General features: G+C 39.8%; 16 protein-coding genes. 15 read left to right on the top strand and 1 reads right to left on the bottom strand.

Annotated features, from left to right (window positions below; genetic code table 11):
• Positions 1 to 18: 18 nt before the first annotated feature.
• The 7 genes from Q7P33_RS11805 to Q7P33_RS11775 all read left to right on the top strand — a co-directional run bounded on the left by Q7P33_RS11805 (position 19) and on the right by Q7P33_RS11775 (position 7,610).
• Positions 19 to 720 carry a zinc metallopeptidase gene (locus Q7P33_RS11805; RefSeq protein WP_303870558.1) on the top strand — a complete coding sequence of 234 codons (702 nt, stop codon included), beginning with the start codon at positions 19 to 21 and terminating at the stop codon, positions 718 to 720.
• Positions 717 to 2,057 (top strand): 16S rRNA (cytosine(967)-C(5))-methyltransferase RsmB, encoded by a 1,341-nt coding sequence (gene rsmB, locus Q7P33_RS11800; protein WP_303870557.1) that lies wholly within the window; start codon positions 717 to 719, stop codon positions 2,055 to 2,057. Before Q7P33_RS11805 ends, rsmB begins: the two co-directional genes overlap by 4 nt.
• Before the next feature lie 168 nt (positions 2,058 to 2,225).
• Positions 2,226 to 3,257, top strand: coding sequence for a 23S rRNA (adenine(2503)-C(2))-methyltransferase RlmN (rlmN, locus tag Q7P33_RS11795; RefSeq protein ID WP_303870555.1), 1,032 nt, complete (start codon positions 2,226 to 2,228; stop codon positions 3,255 to 3,257).
• Positions 3,254 to 4,000, top strand: a complete 747-nt coding sequence (locus tag Q7P33_RS11790; protein ID WP_303870554.1) for a Stp1/IreP family PP2C-type Ser/Thr phosphatase — start codon at positions 3,254 to 3,256, stop codon at positions 3,998 to 4,000. Before rlmN ends, Q7P33_RS11790 begins: the two co-directional genes overlap by 4 nt.
• Positions 3,990 to 5,903, top strand: a complete 1,914-nt coding sequence (pknB, locus tag Q7P33_RS11785; protein WP_303870553.1) for a Stk1 family PASTA domain-containing Ser/Thr kinase — start codon at positions 3,990 to 3,992, stop codon at positions 5,901 to 5,903. The genes Q7P33_RS11790 and pknB overlap by 11 nt, the downstream gene beginning before the upstream one ends.
• Before the next feature lie 184 nt (positions 5,904 to 6,087).
• Entirely contained in the window at positions 6,088 to 6,978 is an 891-nt protein-coding gene (gene rsgA, locus Q7P33_RS11780) for a ribosome small subunit-dependent GTPase A (protein WP_303870551.1), read from the top strand.
• Positions 6,975 to 7,610 (top strand): thiamine diphosphokinase, encoded by a 636-nt coding sequence (locus Q7P33_RS11775; RefSeq protein ID WP_303870550.1) that lies wholly within the window; start codon positions 6,975 to 6,977, stop codon positions 7,608 to 7,610. The genes rsgA and Q7P33_RS11775 overlap by 4 nt, the downstream gene beginning before the upstream one ends.
• 144 nt (positions 7,611 to 7,754) lie before the next feature.
• Here the strand turns inward: Q7P33_RS11775 and rpmB are convergent, their stop codons facing one another.
• A complete protein-coding gene (gene rpmB, locus Q7P33_RS11770) occupies positions 7,755 to 7,943 on the bottom strand; it encodes a 50S ribosomal protein L28 (RefSeq protein WP_084505041.1) in 189 nt (62 codons plus the stop codon).
• A gap of 138 nt (positions 7,944 to 8,081) precedes the next feature.
• Here rpmB and Q7P33_RS11765 point away from each other — a divergent pair, with 138 nt between their 5' ends.
• The 8 genes from Q7P33_RS11765 (at position 8,082) to Q7P33_RS11730 (ending at position 15,720) form a co-directional block, all read left to right on the top strand.
• Positions 8,082 to 8,426 (top strand): Asp23/Gls24 family envelope stress response protein, encoded by a 345-nt coding sequence (locus tag Q7P33_RS11765; protein WP_070371215.1) that lies wholly within the window; start codon positions 8,082 to 8,084, stop codon positions 8,424 to 8,426.
• 12 nt (positions 8,427 to 8,438) lie between these two features.
• Positions 8,439 to 10,052 carry a DAK2 domain-containing protein gene (locus Q7P33_RS11760; RefSeq protein WP_303870546.1) on the top strand — a complete coding sequence of 538 codons (1,614 nt, stop codon included), beginning with the start codon at positions 8,439 to 8,441 and terminating at the stop codon, positions 10,050 to 10,052.
• Between the two features lie 42 nt (positions 10,053 to 10,094).
• Complete coding sequence (recG, locus tag Q7P33_RS11755) at positions 10,095 to 12,134, top strand: ATP-dependent DNA helicase RecG (RefSeq protein ID WP_303870544.1); 2,040 nt, start codon at positions 10,095 to 10,097, stop codon at positions 12,132 to 12,134.
• 8 nt (positions 12,135 to 12,142) lie between these two features.
• The gene (rsmD, locus tag Q7P33_RS11750) at positions 12,143 to 12,739 is read left to right on the top strand and encodes a 16S rRNA (guanine(966)-N(2))-methyltransferase RsmD (RefSeq protein ID WP_303870543.1); all 597 of its coding nucleotides are present in this window, start codon (positions 12,143 to 12,145) and stop codon (positions 12,737 to 12,739) included.
• Entirely contained in the window at positions 12,702 to 13,199 is a 498-nt protein-coding gene (coaD, locus tag Q7P33_RS11745) for a pantetheine-phosphate adenylyltransferase (protein ID WP_303870542.1), read from the top strand. Before rsmD ends, coaD begins: the two co-directional genes overlap by 38 nt.
• Positions 13,196 to 13,642 carry a hypothetical protein gene (locus Q7P33_RS11740; protein ID WP_303870541.1) on the top strand — a complete coding sequence of 149 codons (447 nt, stop codon included), beginning with the start codon at positions 13,196 to 13,198 and terminating at the stop codon, positions 13,640 to 13,642. Before coaD ends, Q7P33_RS11740 begins: the two co-directional genes overlap by 4 nt.
• A 73-nt stretch (positions 13,643 to 13,715) precedes the next feature.
• On the top strand, positions 13,716 to 14,555 hold the full coding sequence (locus Q7P33_RS11735) for a S1 RNA-binding domain-containing protein (RefSeq protein ID WP_303870539.1): 840 nt from the start codon (positions 13,716 to 13,718) through the stop codon (positions 14,553 to 14,555).
• A complete protein-coding gene (locus tag Q7P33_RS11730) occupies positions 14,545 to 15,720 on the top strand; it encodes a DUF362 domain-containing protein (protein ID WP_303870538.1) in 1,176 nt (391 codons plus the stop codon). The genes Q7P33_RS11735 and Q7P33_RS11730 overlap by 11 nt, the downstream gene beginning before the upstream one ends.
• Positions 15,721 to 15,819: the final 99 nt, after the last annotated feature.

Here is a 15,819-nt window from a genome sequence, read left to right as displayed (position 1 = left end):
AGATTAGGAGGAAACGCAATGTTTATTTTAGACTATTATTGGACGATGCTAATACTTGTACCGGGAATTATTTTTGCAGCGTATGCTCAGCATCAGGTGAGTAGCGCTTATAAGGCGTACAGTAAGGTGCCAACTAAAAATGGGATGACTGGGGCAGATGCAGCACGTCGCTTGTTAAATGCTAATGGCTTGAATGCCATTGCAATTGAAAATGTAGCTGGAAATTTAACCGATCACTATGATCCCCGGAATAAAACCATGCGTCTATCTGCTGGCGTAGGTCAACAGGCCAGTGTGGCGGCAGTTGGCATTGCTGCCCATGAAACAGGTCATGCCATTCAGGACAAAGAAGGCTACTGGCCGCTTAAGTTTAGAGGTTTTATTGTGCCAGTTACCGGTTTTGCAACAAATATTGCCTGGCCTATTTTTTTTATTGGATTGTTCTTTGGTCAAGCTTCTGGTTGGGGGACGATGTTTATGAATCTGGGTATTCTGCTTTTTTCATTTAGCCTTTTGTTTACCGTGATCACCTTACCAGTCGAATTTAATGCCAGTAAACGTGCTATTGCTGCACTGGTTGAAAATAATCTGCTGCAGCCGGGAGAAGAAGTTGGGGTGAAAAAAGTTCTGCGAGCAGCAGCCCTTACCTATGTTGCAGCTGCGCTGATGTCTTTATTAACGCTAATTAGATTAATTATATTAAGAGGGTCAAGAGATTGAAAAATATTCGAAAGCTGGCATTGGAAACCCTACTGAAAATTGACTACGATGGGGCTTATTCTAACTTGGAAATAAAAAGAACTTTGCAACGTTACCCAATTAAAGATGATGATCGTCGACTATATCTTAGTATTGTGTATGGCTGTCTTCAGAATCAGATTTATTTGGATTATCTGATAACTCAACAAAGTAACCGACCAGTAAAAAAGTTACATAAAGAAGTCAGTGAGATACTAAGGATCGCTATATATCAACTTTATTTTTTGGATAAAATTCCGAATTATGCCATTGTCAATGAAGCGGTCAATTTAGCTGCTGAAATCCAACCTCAGGCCAAAGGTTTTATTAATGGAGTGTTGCGAAACATCATGCGGAAAATCGGAGAACACGGAAGAGAATTTAAGTTTGAAAATTGGGATAATGAAAAAGAAGCATTATCAATTCGCTATTCAGTACCGCTATGGATTGTGCATAAGTATTATGAAGCATATGGAATGGAAAAGGCTGAAGCGATTATTCCGATGCTGAATGAAAAACCACCCTTTACCGTTCGCTGTAATACATTGAAAACAACTAAGGAACAACTGATTCAAGATTTGCAGCAGGCCGGTGTTGACGCGACAATTGCAAGCTGTTCGCTAAATGCCATTCATTTGACGAACCTGGGAATTTTTGAGAGTAACATTGAAAATTCCCGGTTATTCAGAGATGGTCATTTTTCGATTCAGGATCAGGCGGCGATGTTGACAGTGGAACGATTGAATCCACAGCCGGGTGACCGGGTTTTGGACATGTGTGCGGCGCCTGGCGGCAAAACGGCGTATCTAAGCGAGATGATGAATAATACTGGGGAAATTGTTGGACGCGATGTTTATGACAGTCGATTGAAGCTGGTTGAACAAGGTGCAAATCGGCTAGGTTGTTCCAATATCAGACTAGAAGAACAGGACGGTTGTGTATATTCACCAATCGACGAAGCTTCATTTGATAGAATCTTATTGGATGCTCCCTGCACCGGCCTTGGGGTTATCCGACGTAAACCTGAGATAAAATATCGTAGTACCAAGGAAGGACGTAAAGCACTTGTTAAAATTCAAAGTACTCTACTTGAAAATGCTGTTCGATATTTAAAACCCGGTGGAGCGTTGCTCTATTCAACCTGCACGATTAATAAAGATGAAAATGAAAACCAAATCGGAAAGTTATTAATTAAATTTCCTCAATTACAGATCATTCCCGATGAGCATGGAAGTAACTATACCTATACGAGTCCGTTGAAGGAAGGTAGTGACTGTTTTTTTATGTGTCTACTAAAAAAAATGGATGTTCACGAATAGATGGGGTCAAATGAGTAACATTTCGAAATGATGTCCAATTTGAACAAAATAGAGAAAAAAAGAGAATTGAAAAAATTTGAATTGGATCAGTTCTTTTGATATAATAGATCAATCTATGTAAAACATCCCATTGAGTGTAATGTCTCTCTAATAGTATAGGAGTAAAACATGAAGGAAAATATTTTTGGCAGAGACATTCATGAGTGTGAAGCGCTCATGGTACGTTTCGGTGAGGCCAGGTATCGCGGGAAACAGTTATTTCAATGGATATATGAAAAAAAATGCGAAGATTTCAATGAGATGACTAACTTTTCCAGTAGCTTGAGAAAAAAATTATCGGATCAGTATGATTTATTTCACAGTAAAATTGAAACCACACAAGCTGATCCACATGATGGTACAAAGAAATATTTGATTGAGTTGGAAGATCATCAATACATTGAAGCTGTGTTAATGCACTATGGACATGGTGCTTCGTTATGTGTGTCAACACAAGTTGGATGTAATATGGGATGTAAATTCTGTGCTTCAACAAAAGGTGGAAAAATCAGAGATTTAAGCGCTGGTGAAATATTAGATCAGATTTATTTAGTAGAAAAAAAAGAAAAACTGCGAATTTCGAATGTCGTAATTATGGGAATTGGCGAGCCGCTTGAAAATTATCATGAGGTAGTTAAATTCATTCGAATTGCTAATTCTGGGTTTGGAATTGGGCAACGGAAAATCAGTCTTTCTACTTGTGGGATTATTCCAGGAATTGAAGCTTTAGCAGAAGAAGATCTTCAGATAAATCTTGCCATTTCACTTCATTCAGTTTTTCCAGACCGTCGAAAGACGTTAATGCCCATTGCTAAACGCTATGATTTTGAACTACTTATGGATGCCTGTAAAGCTTACTTTACTAAGACAGGAAGACGGATAACCTATGAGTATGCACTAATTGATGGTTATAATGACCGTGATGAAGATATCGTTGAGCTCATCAGATTATTAAAAGGAAGTCAAAATCACCTGAATTTAATTGGTTTAAATGAGATTCAAGAAACCTCTCTAAAAGAAAGTACCCGAATGAATTATTTTCTCGGGGAGCTGGCTCGACAGGGGATTAATGTTACGATGCGACGAAAAATGGGAAGAGAAATTGATGCTGCGTGTGGTCAACTTCGAAAAAAAAGATATGAGGATAAGGTGAGTGTATGAAATGTGCCTACGGATCCAATGTTGGATCACTAAGAAAGGTAAATCAAGATGCCTACTTGGCAGCAACCATAAAAAACGTTGATCGAATTTCTTATGTTTTTGCAGTTGCGGACGGACTGGGAGGCCATCGCAGCGGAGAAATAGCCAGCAAAACAGCAGTGGATTTTATTAAAAACAATCTTTCTGGGATTAAAAATTATTTTGACCCTGAAGAAATGATGTCTTTTGTAAAATCCATTAATCTGGAGTTGAAAAAAATAGGTGATGATGAACCCGCACGTTTGGGCATGGCAACCACCCTAACCATGTGTATCGTTGACGGGAATTATTTATGTATTTGTCATGTTGGTGACAGTCGAACCTATAGTATCACAGCCGACGAAATAATTCGTTTAACAAAAGATCACTCGCTGGTTCAGATTTTGGTGGACGAAGGGAAGATAACTCAAGAGGAAGCTGAAATACATCCTCAAAAAAATGTTATTACCCGAGCATTAGGAACTGATAACTCAGTGAATGTGGATTTTTATCGATATGAAATAAACCCTCAAGCAACATATCTGATTTGTTCAGACGGGCTTTTTAACATGGTGTGTGATCAGGATATTAAGACTGTGGTTATGGATAATAGTCTGGAAGATGCAGCAAAAAAACTCATCGATCTGGCAAACATAAACGGAGGCAAAGACAATATTACTGTCGTTTTATTCAAGCCTCTGGAAGGAGTACCTAATGCTCAGTAGAACCTTAGGAAAACGCTATGAAATTGTGGAGTTGATTGGCCGTGGCGGTATGGCCTATGTTTACAAAGCTCGGGATTTAAAACTGAATCGTTATGTGGCAGTAAAAGTGCTTCGAGAAGAGTATACTGAAAACGAACAGTTTATAAAAAAATTTGATCGGGAATCTCAGGCGGTAGCCTGTTTATCCCATCCTAATATTGTTGGCGTTTATGATGTTGGTGTCCAAGATAATATTTACTACATCATTATGGAATACGTTGATGGGATCACCCTAAAACAATATTTAATGCGAAAAGGGCGTTTGGACTATACGGAAGCAACCCGGTTCGTAATGGATATTTCCAATGCATTGCGCTGTGCTCATGAGAATAAAATAATCCATCGGGACATCAAACCTCATAATATTCTGTTGACTCGGGATCTGGTTCCCAAGGTTGCCGATTTTGGAATCGCCCGGGCGATTACCAGTTCAACTGTGACGATGACCAATCAAACCATGGGTTCAGTTCATTATATATCCCCAGAACAAGCCAAAGGCGGATTTGTGGATGAACGGTCAGATCTCTATTCCCTAGGTATTTTATACTATGAATTATTAACGGGTAAGCTACCCTTTGATGAAGAAAATACGGTGACAATCGCTATCAAGCACATCCAGGAAGAGATTGTCCCACCTAAATTATTAGAGCCCAAAATACCCGAACGAGTCAATCAGATTGTAGTGAAACTGACTCAAAAGAAGCCCGACGAACGATATCAGAATACTGACGAACTGATGGAAGATCTTGAGTCGGTATTGGAAAATTTGAGTTTTGGAACAGGCGATGGCAACCACCTCGGTAATGATACACACATTATCCGTGAAGGGCTTTTTCATGTTGAAAACACTGGTAGCCATGCAACGGTTCAGCCTGAAGAAGATGATGATGACTATTATTATGAAACACCGAAAGAAACGGCTGCCAGAAAGAAAAAGCGGAAGATCATTTTGGTTTCAGTTTTTGCAGCAGTAGCGGTTATTGCTATGGTTGTTATGGCCTTTGCTTTCTTTTCAGGAAAGACGGTGGAGGTTCCAAATATAAAAGGTAAAACAACAGACGAGGCAAGAACAACTCTGGAAAAATTGGATCTGGTTTTGGAAGTTGAAAAAGAAGTCTATAACGCCGATGTCGAAGCAGGACTAATCATTACTCAAAACCCGGAAAGCGGTAAGGAATTGCAAAGCGGGAAGACTGTTAAGGTTACGGTCAGCAAAGGAGTAAAGACCGGAACGATCCCATCAGTTATTGGACTAAGTGAAACCGAAGCAGTTAAAGCCATCGAAGCGGCTAATTTTGTGGTCGGAGAAATTAAGCGTGAGTACAATAGTAACTATAATGCAGAAATTGTCTTCCAAATGAACCCCAATGGTAATACAACTGCCAATGAAGGGACTAAAGTGACAATATATGTAAGCAAAGGGGAGGATCTGGTTACGGTACCCAGCGTTGTTGGTCAAACCGAAGCAGATGCCAAAAGTACCATTACAAATGCAGGACTGACTGTTGGAACGATAACCTATGAAACCAGTACCGATTATGGGAAAGGAATGGTTATGAAACAGTCTCCTACTGACGGAAATCAAGTTTCGAAAGGCTCGGAAATAGCGATTGTAGTTAGTAGCGGTAAGGTCTCTACTCAAAAATTGACGATTGACTTAAGCGAATATATCCAAACCACGCCGGCAAAATCGGTCAAGGTTAAGGTTGTATTGACCGCAGCAGACAAAACTGAGACAGTAATTTACGAGGGGACAAATATGTCAGACGATATTTTTTCAGTTAATGTTGAGGGTGTTGGTCGAGAAACTTATGAAGTGTTTATCGATGGCTCCAGCGTTGGTACAGGCTACATTGACTTTTGATTTAATGTGACCGCTGAATAAGCGTTTTATAATATTTACGGGTTTATACAACAATTAAGCATTCAATTCGTACATTTCAATGAAAGGTTCGACAAAAACGATGTTTCAATTGGTTGTAGAGACCCGTATTTAATTTAAAAATGTGTGATGATAACAGGGTAAGTGTGAAAATGGAGGGTTGATATTGATAATTAGCGAACAGAAAACTGGCAAGATAATCAAGGGAATCGGAGGATTTTATTTTGTTAAGACTGATAAAAGCCATGAAATATTGGAGTGTAAGGCGAGAGGTGTATTACGGCATCAGAAAATTATTCCCACCGTTGGCGATGAGGTGATCATTCAATCAGATAATCCCGGTGAATGGATGATTGAGGCGATAAAGCCCCGAAGAAACATCTTTGTAAGACCGCCGGTGGCTAATGTTGATATTGGCCTTATTGTTTTCTCAATGACTAATCCAAAACCGAACCTCCTATTGCTTGACATGCTTTTAATCAGTTCAGAGATACAGGATGTAAAGCCGGTGGTCTGTTTTACAAAACGAGATTTGACAACGACTGAAGAGGAAAAAGCGATTAAGGAGATCTATGAGAAAACCCCCTATGAGTTGTTTTTTTTCAGTAAGAACGATACGGATACCTTGGATAAGATTATTGGGGAAATTGGAGGAAATACAGCTTTTATGGCCGGTCCCTCAGGTGTTGGAAAGTCGACGATGGCAAACTATTTATGTGCTGATCAAACGATGGAAACTGGGGCATTGAGCCAAAAATTAAAACGAGGAAAACATACAACTCGACATGTCGAGTTGCTTGAAACCAAGAATGGGGGTTATTTATTGGATACTCCAGGGTTTTCATCCTATCAAATTTCTGAAATGATCAAACCAGAGGAACTGCGGGAGTATTTTCCGGAATTTTCGCAAGGGAAGTGCCGCTTTAAAAGTTGTCTCCATAAGGATGAGCCAGGCTGCGACATCAAAAATTCTGTTGAATCAGGAATAATCAGCGCAACTCGATACGAGCACTATTTAAGTTTACTGGAAGAAATTAAGAAGGATCAATATCGATGAAAGTGATCATTTTAACAAACGGAGAGTATAAGAATAAAGATTTTTATAAGACTTATATAAAAAAAATAAAGGCAGACTATCTGATTTGTGCAGATGGCGGTGCAAATTTTGCCAGAGAACTAAAACTAAAGCCAAATATTATTATCGGCGATATGGATTCAATTACCGCCGAAACTAGAGATTATTACAACACGGTACAGTTTGAGACATACCCCCAAAAAAAGGATGAAACAGACACGGAACTGGCTATTATGCATGCTATCGGACTTAGCGCAGAACAAGTGATTGTGCTGGGTGGTCTGGGATCCCGGATGGATCATAGTATTGCGAATATCTATTTGCTGAAACGTTTCACTGATGTTAACATCGAAGCGGAAATGGTAAATGAAAATAATCAAATCAGACTGCTTGGGAAAACAACTGTATTGAACTTTCCGATTGGTACGACTGTATCGATTTTGCCGATTGGTGGAAATGTTACGGGATTGACGATTACCGGTTTTGAGTATCCGATTACTATAGGGGAAATGAGTGTAGATAAACCGTATGGTATCAGTAATGTTGTGAATCAAAATTCTCAGCGAATTTCTTTTGAAAAGGGGCTTTTGATGGTGATTGTTGCAGAAGACTAGTTTAGGAAACAACCGGTGGAATGTAGTTGTGGTGAGGATCGGACAACAGCCAAACGGGCAAAGCCCGTCTGGCGTATTGTTTAGACACAAGAAAAAAGAGTCTATTAAAAGACTCTAGAACAATGGTTCCGAAGAAATAAGAGACTAGGCTCTTTCGACTTTACCGGATCTCAAACAACGTGTACAAACACTAATTCGTTGTGGTGTACCTTCAATTACAACTTTTACTCTTTGCAAATTGGGTTTCCAAACTCGTTTATTGTGTTTATTTGAATGACTAACCTGGTTGCCACTTACAACGGTTTTTTTACATACAAAACATTCTTTAGCCATGACATAACCTCCCTTACGCTTACCTTTTATAAAACAAGGTGTATTATATCATAAAAATTAAAAATAATGCAATAGAAATTTTGACTTAAGTCGAATAATTATGTAAAATAGAGAGATAATAATAGAAGGAGCAATTCGATGAAAATAAATAATGAGTTAGGATATATTGATATTACCCGAAAAGCAATTGCGGATATCGCTGGAAATGCAGCCATGGAATGCTATGGTTTGGTGGGGATGGCTCATAAACGGGGAAAAGATGGTCTGATAGAAATTCTTTCAGGTGACCAGGCGAATAAGGGTGTCGGCGTGATCATTGAAGATGATCGATTAGTGATTGATCTTTATGTAATTGTGGAGTATGCCATTAAAATTTCAGTTGTTGCTGAAAACATCATATCTAATGTAAAATACCGGGTGGAAAAAGAAACCGGTTTAAAAGTCAAACGCATTTCTGTAAATGTTGTAAGCGTGCGTGTGTAAATGGAGGACAGAATGAAAACCCAGACAATAGACGGTGAAATGCTCATAAAGATGTTTCGTTATGGGGCGAAAAATCTTGAAATAAATAAACGAATTGTCGATGAACTCAATGTATTTCCAGTGCCGGATGGCGATACGGGAACAAATATGTCACTTACCTTTAATCATTCTGTTTCAGAGTTTGACAAGATTGAGAAACTGAATGTCTACAGTGTCGCCAAGTCGGCTTCGTCAGGCGCTTTAATTGGGGCTCGGGGAAATTCGGGTGTTATTCTCTCGCAATTGCTCAGAGGATTTGCGGAAGGGTGCAAGACCCAGGAGGATCTGGATATTGTTTCATTAGCGGGGGCATTAAAGTTGGCGGCTGATGTGGCTTATAAGGCGGTTATGAAACCGACGGAAGGGACGATTCTCACTGTAGCTCGGGAAATGGGTGAGTTTGCCATAGCGAAGTATGAAGCTTATGACAATTTGGAAAGCTTTATCTCAGATGTTATTCACCATGGTCGGGTTACTCTGGAAAAAACTCCGGATATGCTTCCCGTTTTAAAAGAAGCAGGCGTGGTTGATGCTGGTGGACAGGGTCTTATTTGTATTGTCGAAGGTGCTCTAAAGGCGCTTCTGAACGAAGAATTGGGTGTGGAACTGGAGATCAAAGCAAGCAACCTGGATAAATTTGTGGATGACTCCCACATGAAACCGGAAGATATTACATTCGGTTATTGCACCGAGTTTATCATCCAGGGAGCTGCAGAAGTTGATGAAAGCGAGTTAAGAGAATATCTTAATACACTTGGGGATAGTGTAGTAGTGGTTAAGGATGAGGCCATCATCAAGGTTCATTTGCATACCGATAATCCAGGTCTGGCATTGGAACGGGCTGGCAGTCTTGGAAGCCTGATTCGAATTAAAATTGATAACATGCGGGAGCAGTTTGCCGCAAAAGGAGCTAAACCGGATGAAGAACAGATACCCTATGGTTTTATCGCTGTTTCTCCGGGAGATGGATTAACTAAAATATTCAAAGATCTTGGTGTAACCCGGATAATTGCAGGGGGGCAGACAATGAATCCCAGCACTCAGGATTTTTTGAATGAAGTGGATAAATTAAATGCGGAAACTATTTTTATTTTCCCCAACAACAGTAATATTATTATGGCGGCTAAGCAAGCCAGTGAAATTTCTGATAAACAGGTTCACGTAATTGCAGCTAAAAATATTCCTCAATGCATCGCAGCTATGCTGGCATTTTCTCCAGAGACAAGTCCGGAGGAGAATGAAACAACCATGTCGGAAGCGATTAATCATGTGGTGACAGGAGAAGTTACATACGCCGTCAGAGATACCAAAATTAATGGTCTTAAAATTAAAAAATCAAATGTAATCGGGATAACCGGAGGGGAAATCAAGTTTACTGGAAAGAGTATTAAAGAAGTCACTGAAGAACTGCTAAGCGATATGGTTGATAATGAGAGTGAGCTGATCTCAATTTACTATGGAAAGGATGTTTCGGAAGAAGATGCCCATATCTTGGCTGGTGAGCTGGCAGACAGTTTCGAGGAATGTGATGTGGAAATGCATTATGGTGGGCAACCACTTTATTATTATATTGTCTCGGTGGAGTAACACCAATTCGAAATTATTCTTACAGTATCACGAGGAAAAACCATGAAATGGGAAGATTCACTGGATAAAGTTAAAGGGGTAGGGCCCAAGCGAAGCGAAGCGCTGGCGAAGGTTGGAATCAAGACGGTGGGCGATTTGTTATCATATTACCCAAAAAAATACATTGATCGTAGCGTTTTTGGCGACCCGGAACACTTGTTTGAAGATCAGGAAATTTCTCTCAAAGCGACAGTTATACACACGGGTCGAGTTCAACGGATTCGGGGAAATCTATCGATTTTCTCGGTGCCATTGCTATGGGAGAATAAAAAACTGTCGGCGGTATTTTTCAACCAACCCTATCTTAAAAATACTTTCCGGGAAAATCAAGATTATTATTTTTATGGCAGGATCAAAAAAGGTAATGGGGGTGCGAGGATCATCAATCCTCAATTTGTAACGGCCAGTAATCCCGGCACTTTTTTTGAACTGACGCCAGTTTACCGAACTATCCAGGGTATTCCTGGGAGTTTTATCCCAAAAGTACTAAAAGGGATCTTTTGTGATAGCCTAGTGATCCCCGATACAATGCCGGAAGTGATCCGTTCTGGAGAGAATCTACTTGATATGAAGAGCGCTTTAAAAGCAATACATTTCCCTAACAAGGCAGAAGATGTCATTTTAGGAATTCAACGACTCAAATTCAATGAGGCTTTGAAGATAAACATGGGGATTATGTCCAGCGCCCGGGAAAAAAGATATTCAGATATTGACATTAGTTTGTTTACCGGCTTGGAGCCATTTGTCAACAGCTTGCCATACGATCTGACTGCCAGCCAACGTTTGGTTATTGATGATATGATTGCCGATTTAAAGAGTGGTCAAGTGATGAATCGTCTGGTTCAGGGTGACGTTGGTTCTGGAAAAACAGTAATTGCTGTGATCGCTGCCTGTTTGATGGCTCAAAATGGTTATCAGACGGCTTATATGGCACCCACCGAAATATTGGCGCAGCAGCATGGCCGTAGTTTTAAGGAATTGTTAAAAAATACCGGCGTAACTGTGGCAGTAATAACCGGTAGTCTAAAAGCTAAAGATAGACGAGAAATGCTAAAACAGGTTGCTCTGGGTCAGGTGTCGGTGATCATTGGTACCCATGCCCTAATTCAGCAATCGGTGGCGTACTACAATCTGGGGCTGGTAATAACGGATGAACAACATCGCTTTGGGGTTAAACAACGGAGTCAATTATCATCAAAGGGAAATCAACCGCATACCATGGTAATGAGTGCTACGCCGATCCCTCGAACATTGGCACTGATTCTCTATGGTGATTTATCGGTATCCTATATCGATGAGCTTCCAAAAGGGCGGAAACCAATCAAGACATACTGTTATAATGAAGCATCCCTGCATAAGATCCTGGGTTTTGTTCAGGACGAAATATCTAAAGGTCGGCAGTCTTTTGTGATATGTCCGTTTATTGAGGCTTCAGAGGAACTGGAATCGGTTCGAGATACAGAGTCTGTGTATTTGGAATTACTGCAAAAAATTGATCCCAAATATCGGATGGCTTGCCTCCACGGTCGTCTCAAAAGCGAAGACAAAGATTCAATCATCCGGGCATTTAACCAGGGCAAGATTGATTGCCTGGTGGCAACCAGTATTATCGAGGTTGGTATTGATGTTCCTAATGTCAGCACAATGGTGATTCTCAGCGCGGAGCGCTTTGGGTTATCTCAACTTCATCAGCTGCGGGGTCGGGTGGGTCGCGGAAATCATCAGTCGTATTGTTTTCTGGTTACCAATTCCAAAAGCGAAGAGACACTGGCTCGAATGAAGGTGATTGTCAATAATCGCAACGGCCGAAAGATTGCGGATGAAGATTTCAAGTTAAGAGGGCCAGGTGATTATTTTGGATTTAAACAGCACGGTTTGCCGAAACTCGGTTTACTTAATCCCACTGAAGAATTGGCCCTGATCAAGCGAACCAAGGAAATTGCGGAGATCATTTTCGAATCCCACAATCAGGAAATGATGGCATTTAAAAACGACGTGCTGAAGTCATTTTACATTGATATAGCAGATATATCATTAACTTAGGAGGCGAAATGCGAATAATTGCCGGCGAAAAACGCGGTAAGAAATTAATATCCATCAGTGGGGAAAGAGTCCGACCAACAGCTGATAAAATCAAAGGGGCAATTTTTAATAGTCTTCAGAATGAGGTTCGGGAAGCGGCGGTTTTTATTGATTTGTTTTCGGGCACGGGGGCGATGGGCCTTGAAGCACTGAGCCGGGGTGTGGAGACGGCGTATTTTTTTGATCTTTCCAGTGAGAGCATACAACTAACTACAAAGAATATTCAGCTGCTGGGTTATGAGAAGCGTGCCCAGATCTTTAACCAGTCGGCACAAAGTGGGGTGGAAATGCTGGCGCAGAATAAGATTCTGTGCGACATAATCTTTATGGATCCGCCATATTGTCAGATTGATGAAATTTATAAATTATTGGAAATGATCTCTGAAAAAGAAATTCTTTCTGAAAAAGGAAAATTAGTGATTGAAACAGAAAAATCTGTTATAATGCCAGTAGTAAAAAATAAGTTAACGTGTTACAAGTCGAAGAAATACGGTATCACGACAATTAGTTATTATTCTAGGGAGAATTATGAGCACAAAAATTGCAGTTTACCCCGGGAGTTTTGATCCCATAACCAAAGGTCATCTTGACATGATTGAACGAGCTACAAAAATATTTGATAAAGTGATAGTTTGTGTGATGATTAACAGCAGCAAGAACTATCTTTTTAACTGTGAGGAACGGGTGTCGCTAATTAAAGATTGTCTGGATGGGATCGAAAACGTCGAGGTTGACTTCTACGACGGGCTCCTGATCGATTATGTCAGAATGCGAAACACCAATATTATTGTCAAGGGGCTTCGGGCTTTTTTGGATTTTGAATATGAATTTCAAATGGCATTGACCAACAAGCATCTTGATAATGAGATTGAAACTTTTTTTATGATAACGAGTAATAAGCATTCATATTTAAGCTCGACTTTAGTAAAAGAACTTGTTAAATATCAGGGAGATGTGTCTGATTTTCTCCCCCAAAACGTTGAAAAAGCGATACAAAAGAAGTATGAGGAAGGATGTATGAAATGAGGGTACTTGACTTATTAGCAGAATTAGAAGAAGTCGTGGAAAAAGGAAACACGCTTCCCTTTTCATCTAAAGCGTTAGTAAATCCTGAAGAAGTAATAGAAATTATTGATGAAATAAGAGATTCATTGCCAGAAGAATTGGCAGAAGCAAAAAAAATCGTAGCAGAGCGTAAAAAGATTATTTTTGCAGCTCAAAGCGAAGCGGATCATATTAAAGCAGAGGCTGAAAAAAGATTGAGAGAATTGATTGATACAAATGAAATCACAAAAACAGCGACAGCTAACGCCAATGAAATTATGAAAAATGCAAATATGAGTGCAAAGGCTTTAAAAACTGGAACACAAAACTATGCCGACAAACTGCTCTATAGTTTTCAGATACAGTTAAAAGAAATGAACGATCAAATTGAACAGAATCGACGAGAATTAAAAAATATGAAATAACTGGCAAGGCAAGGGTTGTGTGATGAACACGGCCTTTTTTGTGCCTGGCGATTAAATAAATGAGGTAAAGAAAATGATAGAAATCGGAAAAGTACAAACATTGACCATCGAACGGATAACAACCATTGGGGCATATCTTTCAGATGGATTTGATACAACGGATGTCGTCTTGCTGCCCGAAAAAGAAGTACAAAAAAACGCCCGGATCGGGGATCAGATCGATGTATTTATTTACCGGGATTCAAAGGATCGGCTGATTTCGACGACTAGAAAGCCAAAAATTGAACTGGGTCAATTCGCAGCACTGAAAGTTGCAGATATTACTAAGGTTGGTGCCTTTTTAGATTGGGGACTGGAGAAAGATCTGCTGTTACCTTACAATGAGCAAACAGTCAAGGTTCAAAAAGGTCGGGATTACCTGGTTAATCTGTATACCGATAAAAGTGATCGTTTATGTGCAACCATGAAGATTTATCCACTACTGAAAGTTGATGCGCCCTACAAGGTAGGTGATTGGATTGAAGGCTATGTTTATCAAATCAATCCAGAAATTGGCGCTTTTGTGGCCATTGATAATCTATATCATGGGCTGATACTGATAAAAGATGCAAACTCGGACATTCATTGCGGGGAAAAAGTTCACGCTCGAGTTTCTGAAATTCGAAATGACGGAAAGTTGGTTTTGAGTCCCAATAAAAAAGCCTATAAAGAAATTCCTAAAGATGCTGTCGCCATACTCACAAAATTAAACGAAAGTCAAGGTTTCTTGCCGTATAATGATAAAACCGATGCGTATTTGATAAAAAGAGAATTTAATATGAGTAAGAGTTCTTTTAAACGCGCAGTGGGTAAATTATTAAAAGAGAAAAAAATCAAAATAACGGAAAGAGGCATTGAGAAAAATGGAAAATAATAAATCCCGGGTCGTTATTATGGGTTGCGAATCCTATGATAACGAACTGGTTTATGAAAAACTGAAGGCTGCTATTGAACTTCTCGGCGGAATCGTACAATTTGTAAACGAACAAGAACGGATATTGCTCAAACCCAACTTACTAAGAGGAAAAAATCCAGATGCTGGTGTAACCACACATCCGGCGGTATTTGAAGCAATGATCCGACTACTCAAAGAAGCAAATTGCAACCATATTTCCTTTGGGGATTCGCCTGGCTTTGGAGCTCCCTCCGGGGCAGCCAAAGAGAGCGGTCTCGCTGCAGTTGCAGAGAATTATGAAATACCATTAAAAGAATTTAGTCATGGACAGCAAATGGATTTCTTACTCGGAATCGGAACGAAGAAATTTGACATCGCGCAGGGTGTCCTTGAAAGTGACGCAATCATTAGCCTTCCAAAAATGAAAACGCATGGATTAACCCGGATTACTGGAGCCATCAAAAATCAATTCGGTTGCGTATATGGTTTAAACAAAGGAATGTCGCATGCACACTATCCGAATGTCCGAAGTTTTTCAAAAATGCTGGTCGATTTAAACCGGTATCTGATTCCGAAATTGCGACTTTTTGTTATGGATGGAATTGTTGCAATGGAGGGAAATGGACCGGCGTCAGGTAATCCAGTGCCAATGAAGGTGTTGCTGGTCTCAGATGACCCGGTGGCACTGGATGCGACTTTTGCCAGAATGATTAATCTTGATCCGTCCTATATACCTACCATTACTTATGGAGAAGAAATGGAACTGGGGTATTGGAGTGAAGAAAACATTGAAATTTTGGGAGAACCATTTGAACAGTTTTATAATCCTGAATTCGATGTGGTTCGGATTCCAGTGAGTGAAGGAGAGCCTTCGACTCTTTCTATATTAAAGCCGATTCAGGATTTCATTATTCAAAAGCCAGTCGTTAATAAAGAAAAATGTATCGGTTGTGGGATTTGCGAAGCGAGTTGTCCGGTTGACAAAAAGGCCATCCGGATTGTGGCACGGAAACGCAGAAAATATCCATTATATTTTTATAATCGTTGCATTCGTTGTTATTGCTGTCAGGAAATGTGTCCGGTAGGCGCTATTTCTGTTAAAACCCCGCTATTGGGAAAAATGACCATTTATAAAAATAATTAACACATTGGTACTTTCATGCAAAAATATTTTCTCCATGTGAGAAAAAAGACATTGACAAAATGCCTAAATTTTAATAAGATAATCGGAAATACTTAAAAA

Source organism: Acetobacterium wieringae, assembly GCF_026646375.1.
In the GTDB taxonomy this organism is placed as follows: domain Bacteria; phylum Bacillota; class Clostridia; order Eubacteriales; family Eubacteriaceae; genus Acetobacterium; species Acetobacterium wieringae_A.
The sequence above is the reverse complement of the archived record's forward strand: the minus strand, read 5'-3'. Positions and strand labels throughout refer to the sequence as shown.

Excerpts from the sequence above, each read along its gene's own strand:
- Q7P33_RS11805 (WP_303870558.1), top strand. The coding sequence starts at position 19 with ATGTTTATTTTAGACTATTATTGGACGATGCTAATACTTGTACCGGGA.
- rlmN (WP_303870555.1), top strand. The coding sequence starts at position 2,226 with ATGAAGGAAAATATTTTTGGCAGAGACATTCATGAGTGTGAAGCGCTC.
- Q7P33_RS11790 (WP_303870554.1), top strand. The coding sequence starts at position 3,254 with ATGAAATGTGCCTACGGATCCAATGTTGGATCACTAAGAAAGGTAAAT.
- pknB (WP_303870553.1), top strand. The coding sequence starts at position 3,990 with ATGCTCAGTAGAACCTTAGGAAAACGCTATGAAATTGTGGAGTTGATT.
- Q7P33_RS11775 (WP_303870550.1), top strand. The coding sequence starts at position 6,975 with ATGAAAGTGATCATTTTAACAAACGGAGAGTATAAGAATAAAGATTTT.
- rpmB (WP_084505041.1), bottom strand. The coding sequence starts at position 7,943 with ATGGCTAAAGAATGTTTTGTATGTAAAAAAACCGTTGTAAGTGGCAAC.
- Q7P33_RS11765 (WP_070371215.1), top strand. The coding sequence starts at position 8,082 with ATGAAAATAAATAATGAGTTAGGATATATTGATATTACCCGAAAAGCA.
- Q7P33_RS11760 (WP_303870546.1), top strand. The coding sequence starts at position 8,439 with ATGAAAACCCAGACAATAGACGGTGAAATGCTCATAAAGATGTTTCGT.
- recG (WP_303870544.1), top strand. The coding sequence starts at position 10,095 with ATGAAATGGGAAGATTCACTGGATAAAGTTAAAGGGGTAGGGCCCAAG.
- rsmD (WP_303870543.1), top strand. The coding sequence starts at position 12,143 with ATGCGAATAATTGCCGGCGAAAAACGCGGTAAGAAATTAATATCCATC.
- coaD (WP_303870542.1), top strand. The coding sequence starts at position 12,702 with ATGAGCACAAAAATTGCAGTTTACCCCGGGAGTTTTGATCCCATAACC.
- Q7P33_RS11740 (WP_303870541.1), top strand. The coding sequence starts at position 13,196 with ATGAGGGTACTTGACTTATTAGCAGAATTAGAAGAAGTCGTGGAAAAA.
- Q7P33_RS11735 (WP_303870539.1), top strand. The coding sequence starts at position 13,716 with ATGATAGAAATCGGAAAAGTACAAACATTGACCATCGAACGGATAACA.
- Q7P33_RS11730 (WP_303870538.1), top strand. The coding sequence starts at position 14,545 with ATGGAAAATAATAAATCCCGGGTCGTTATTATGGGTTGCGAATCCTAT.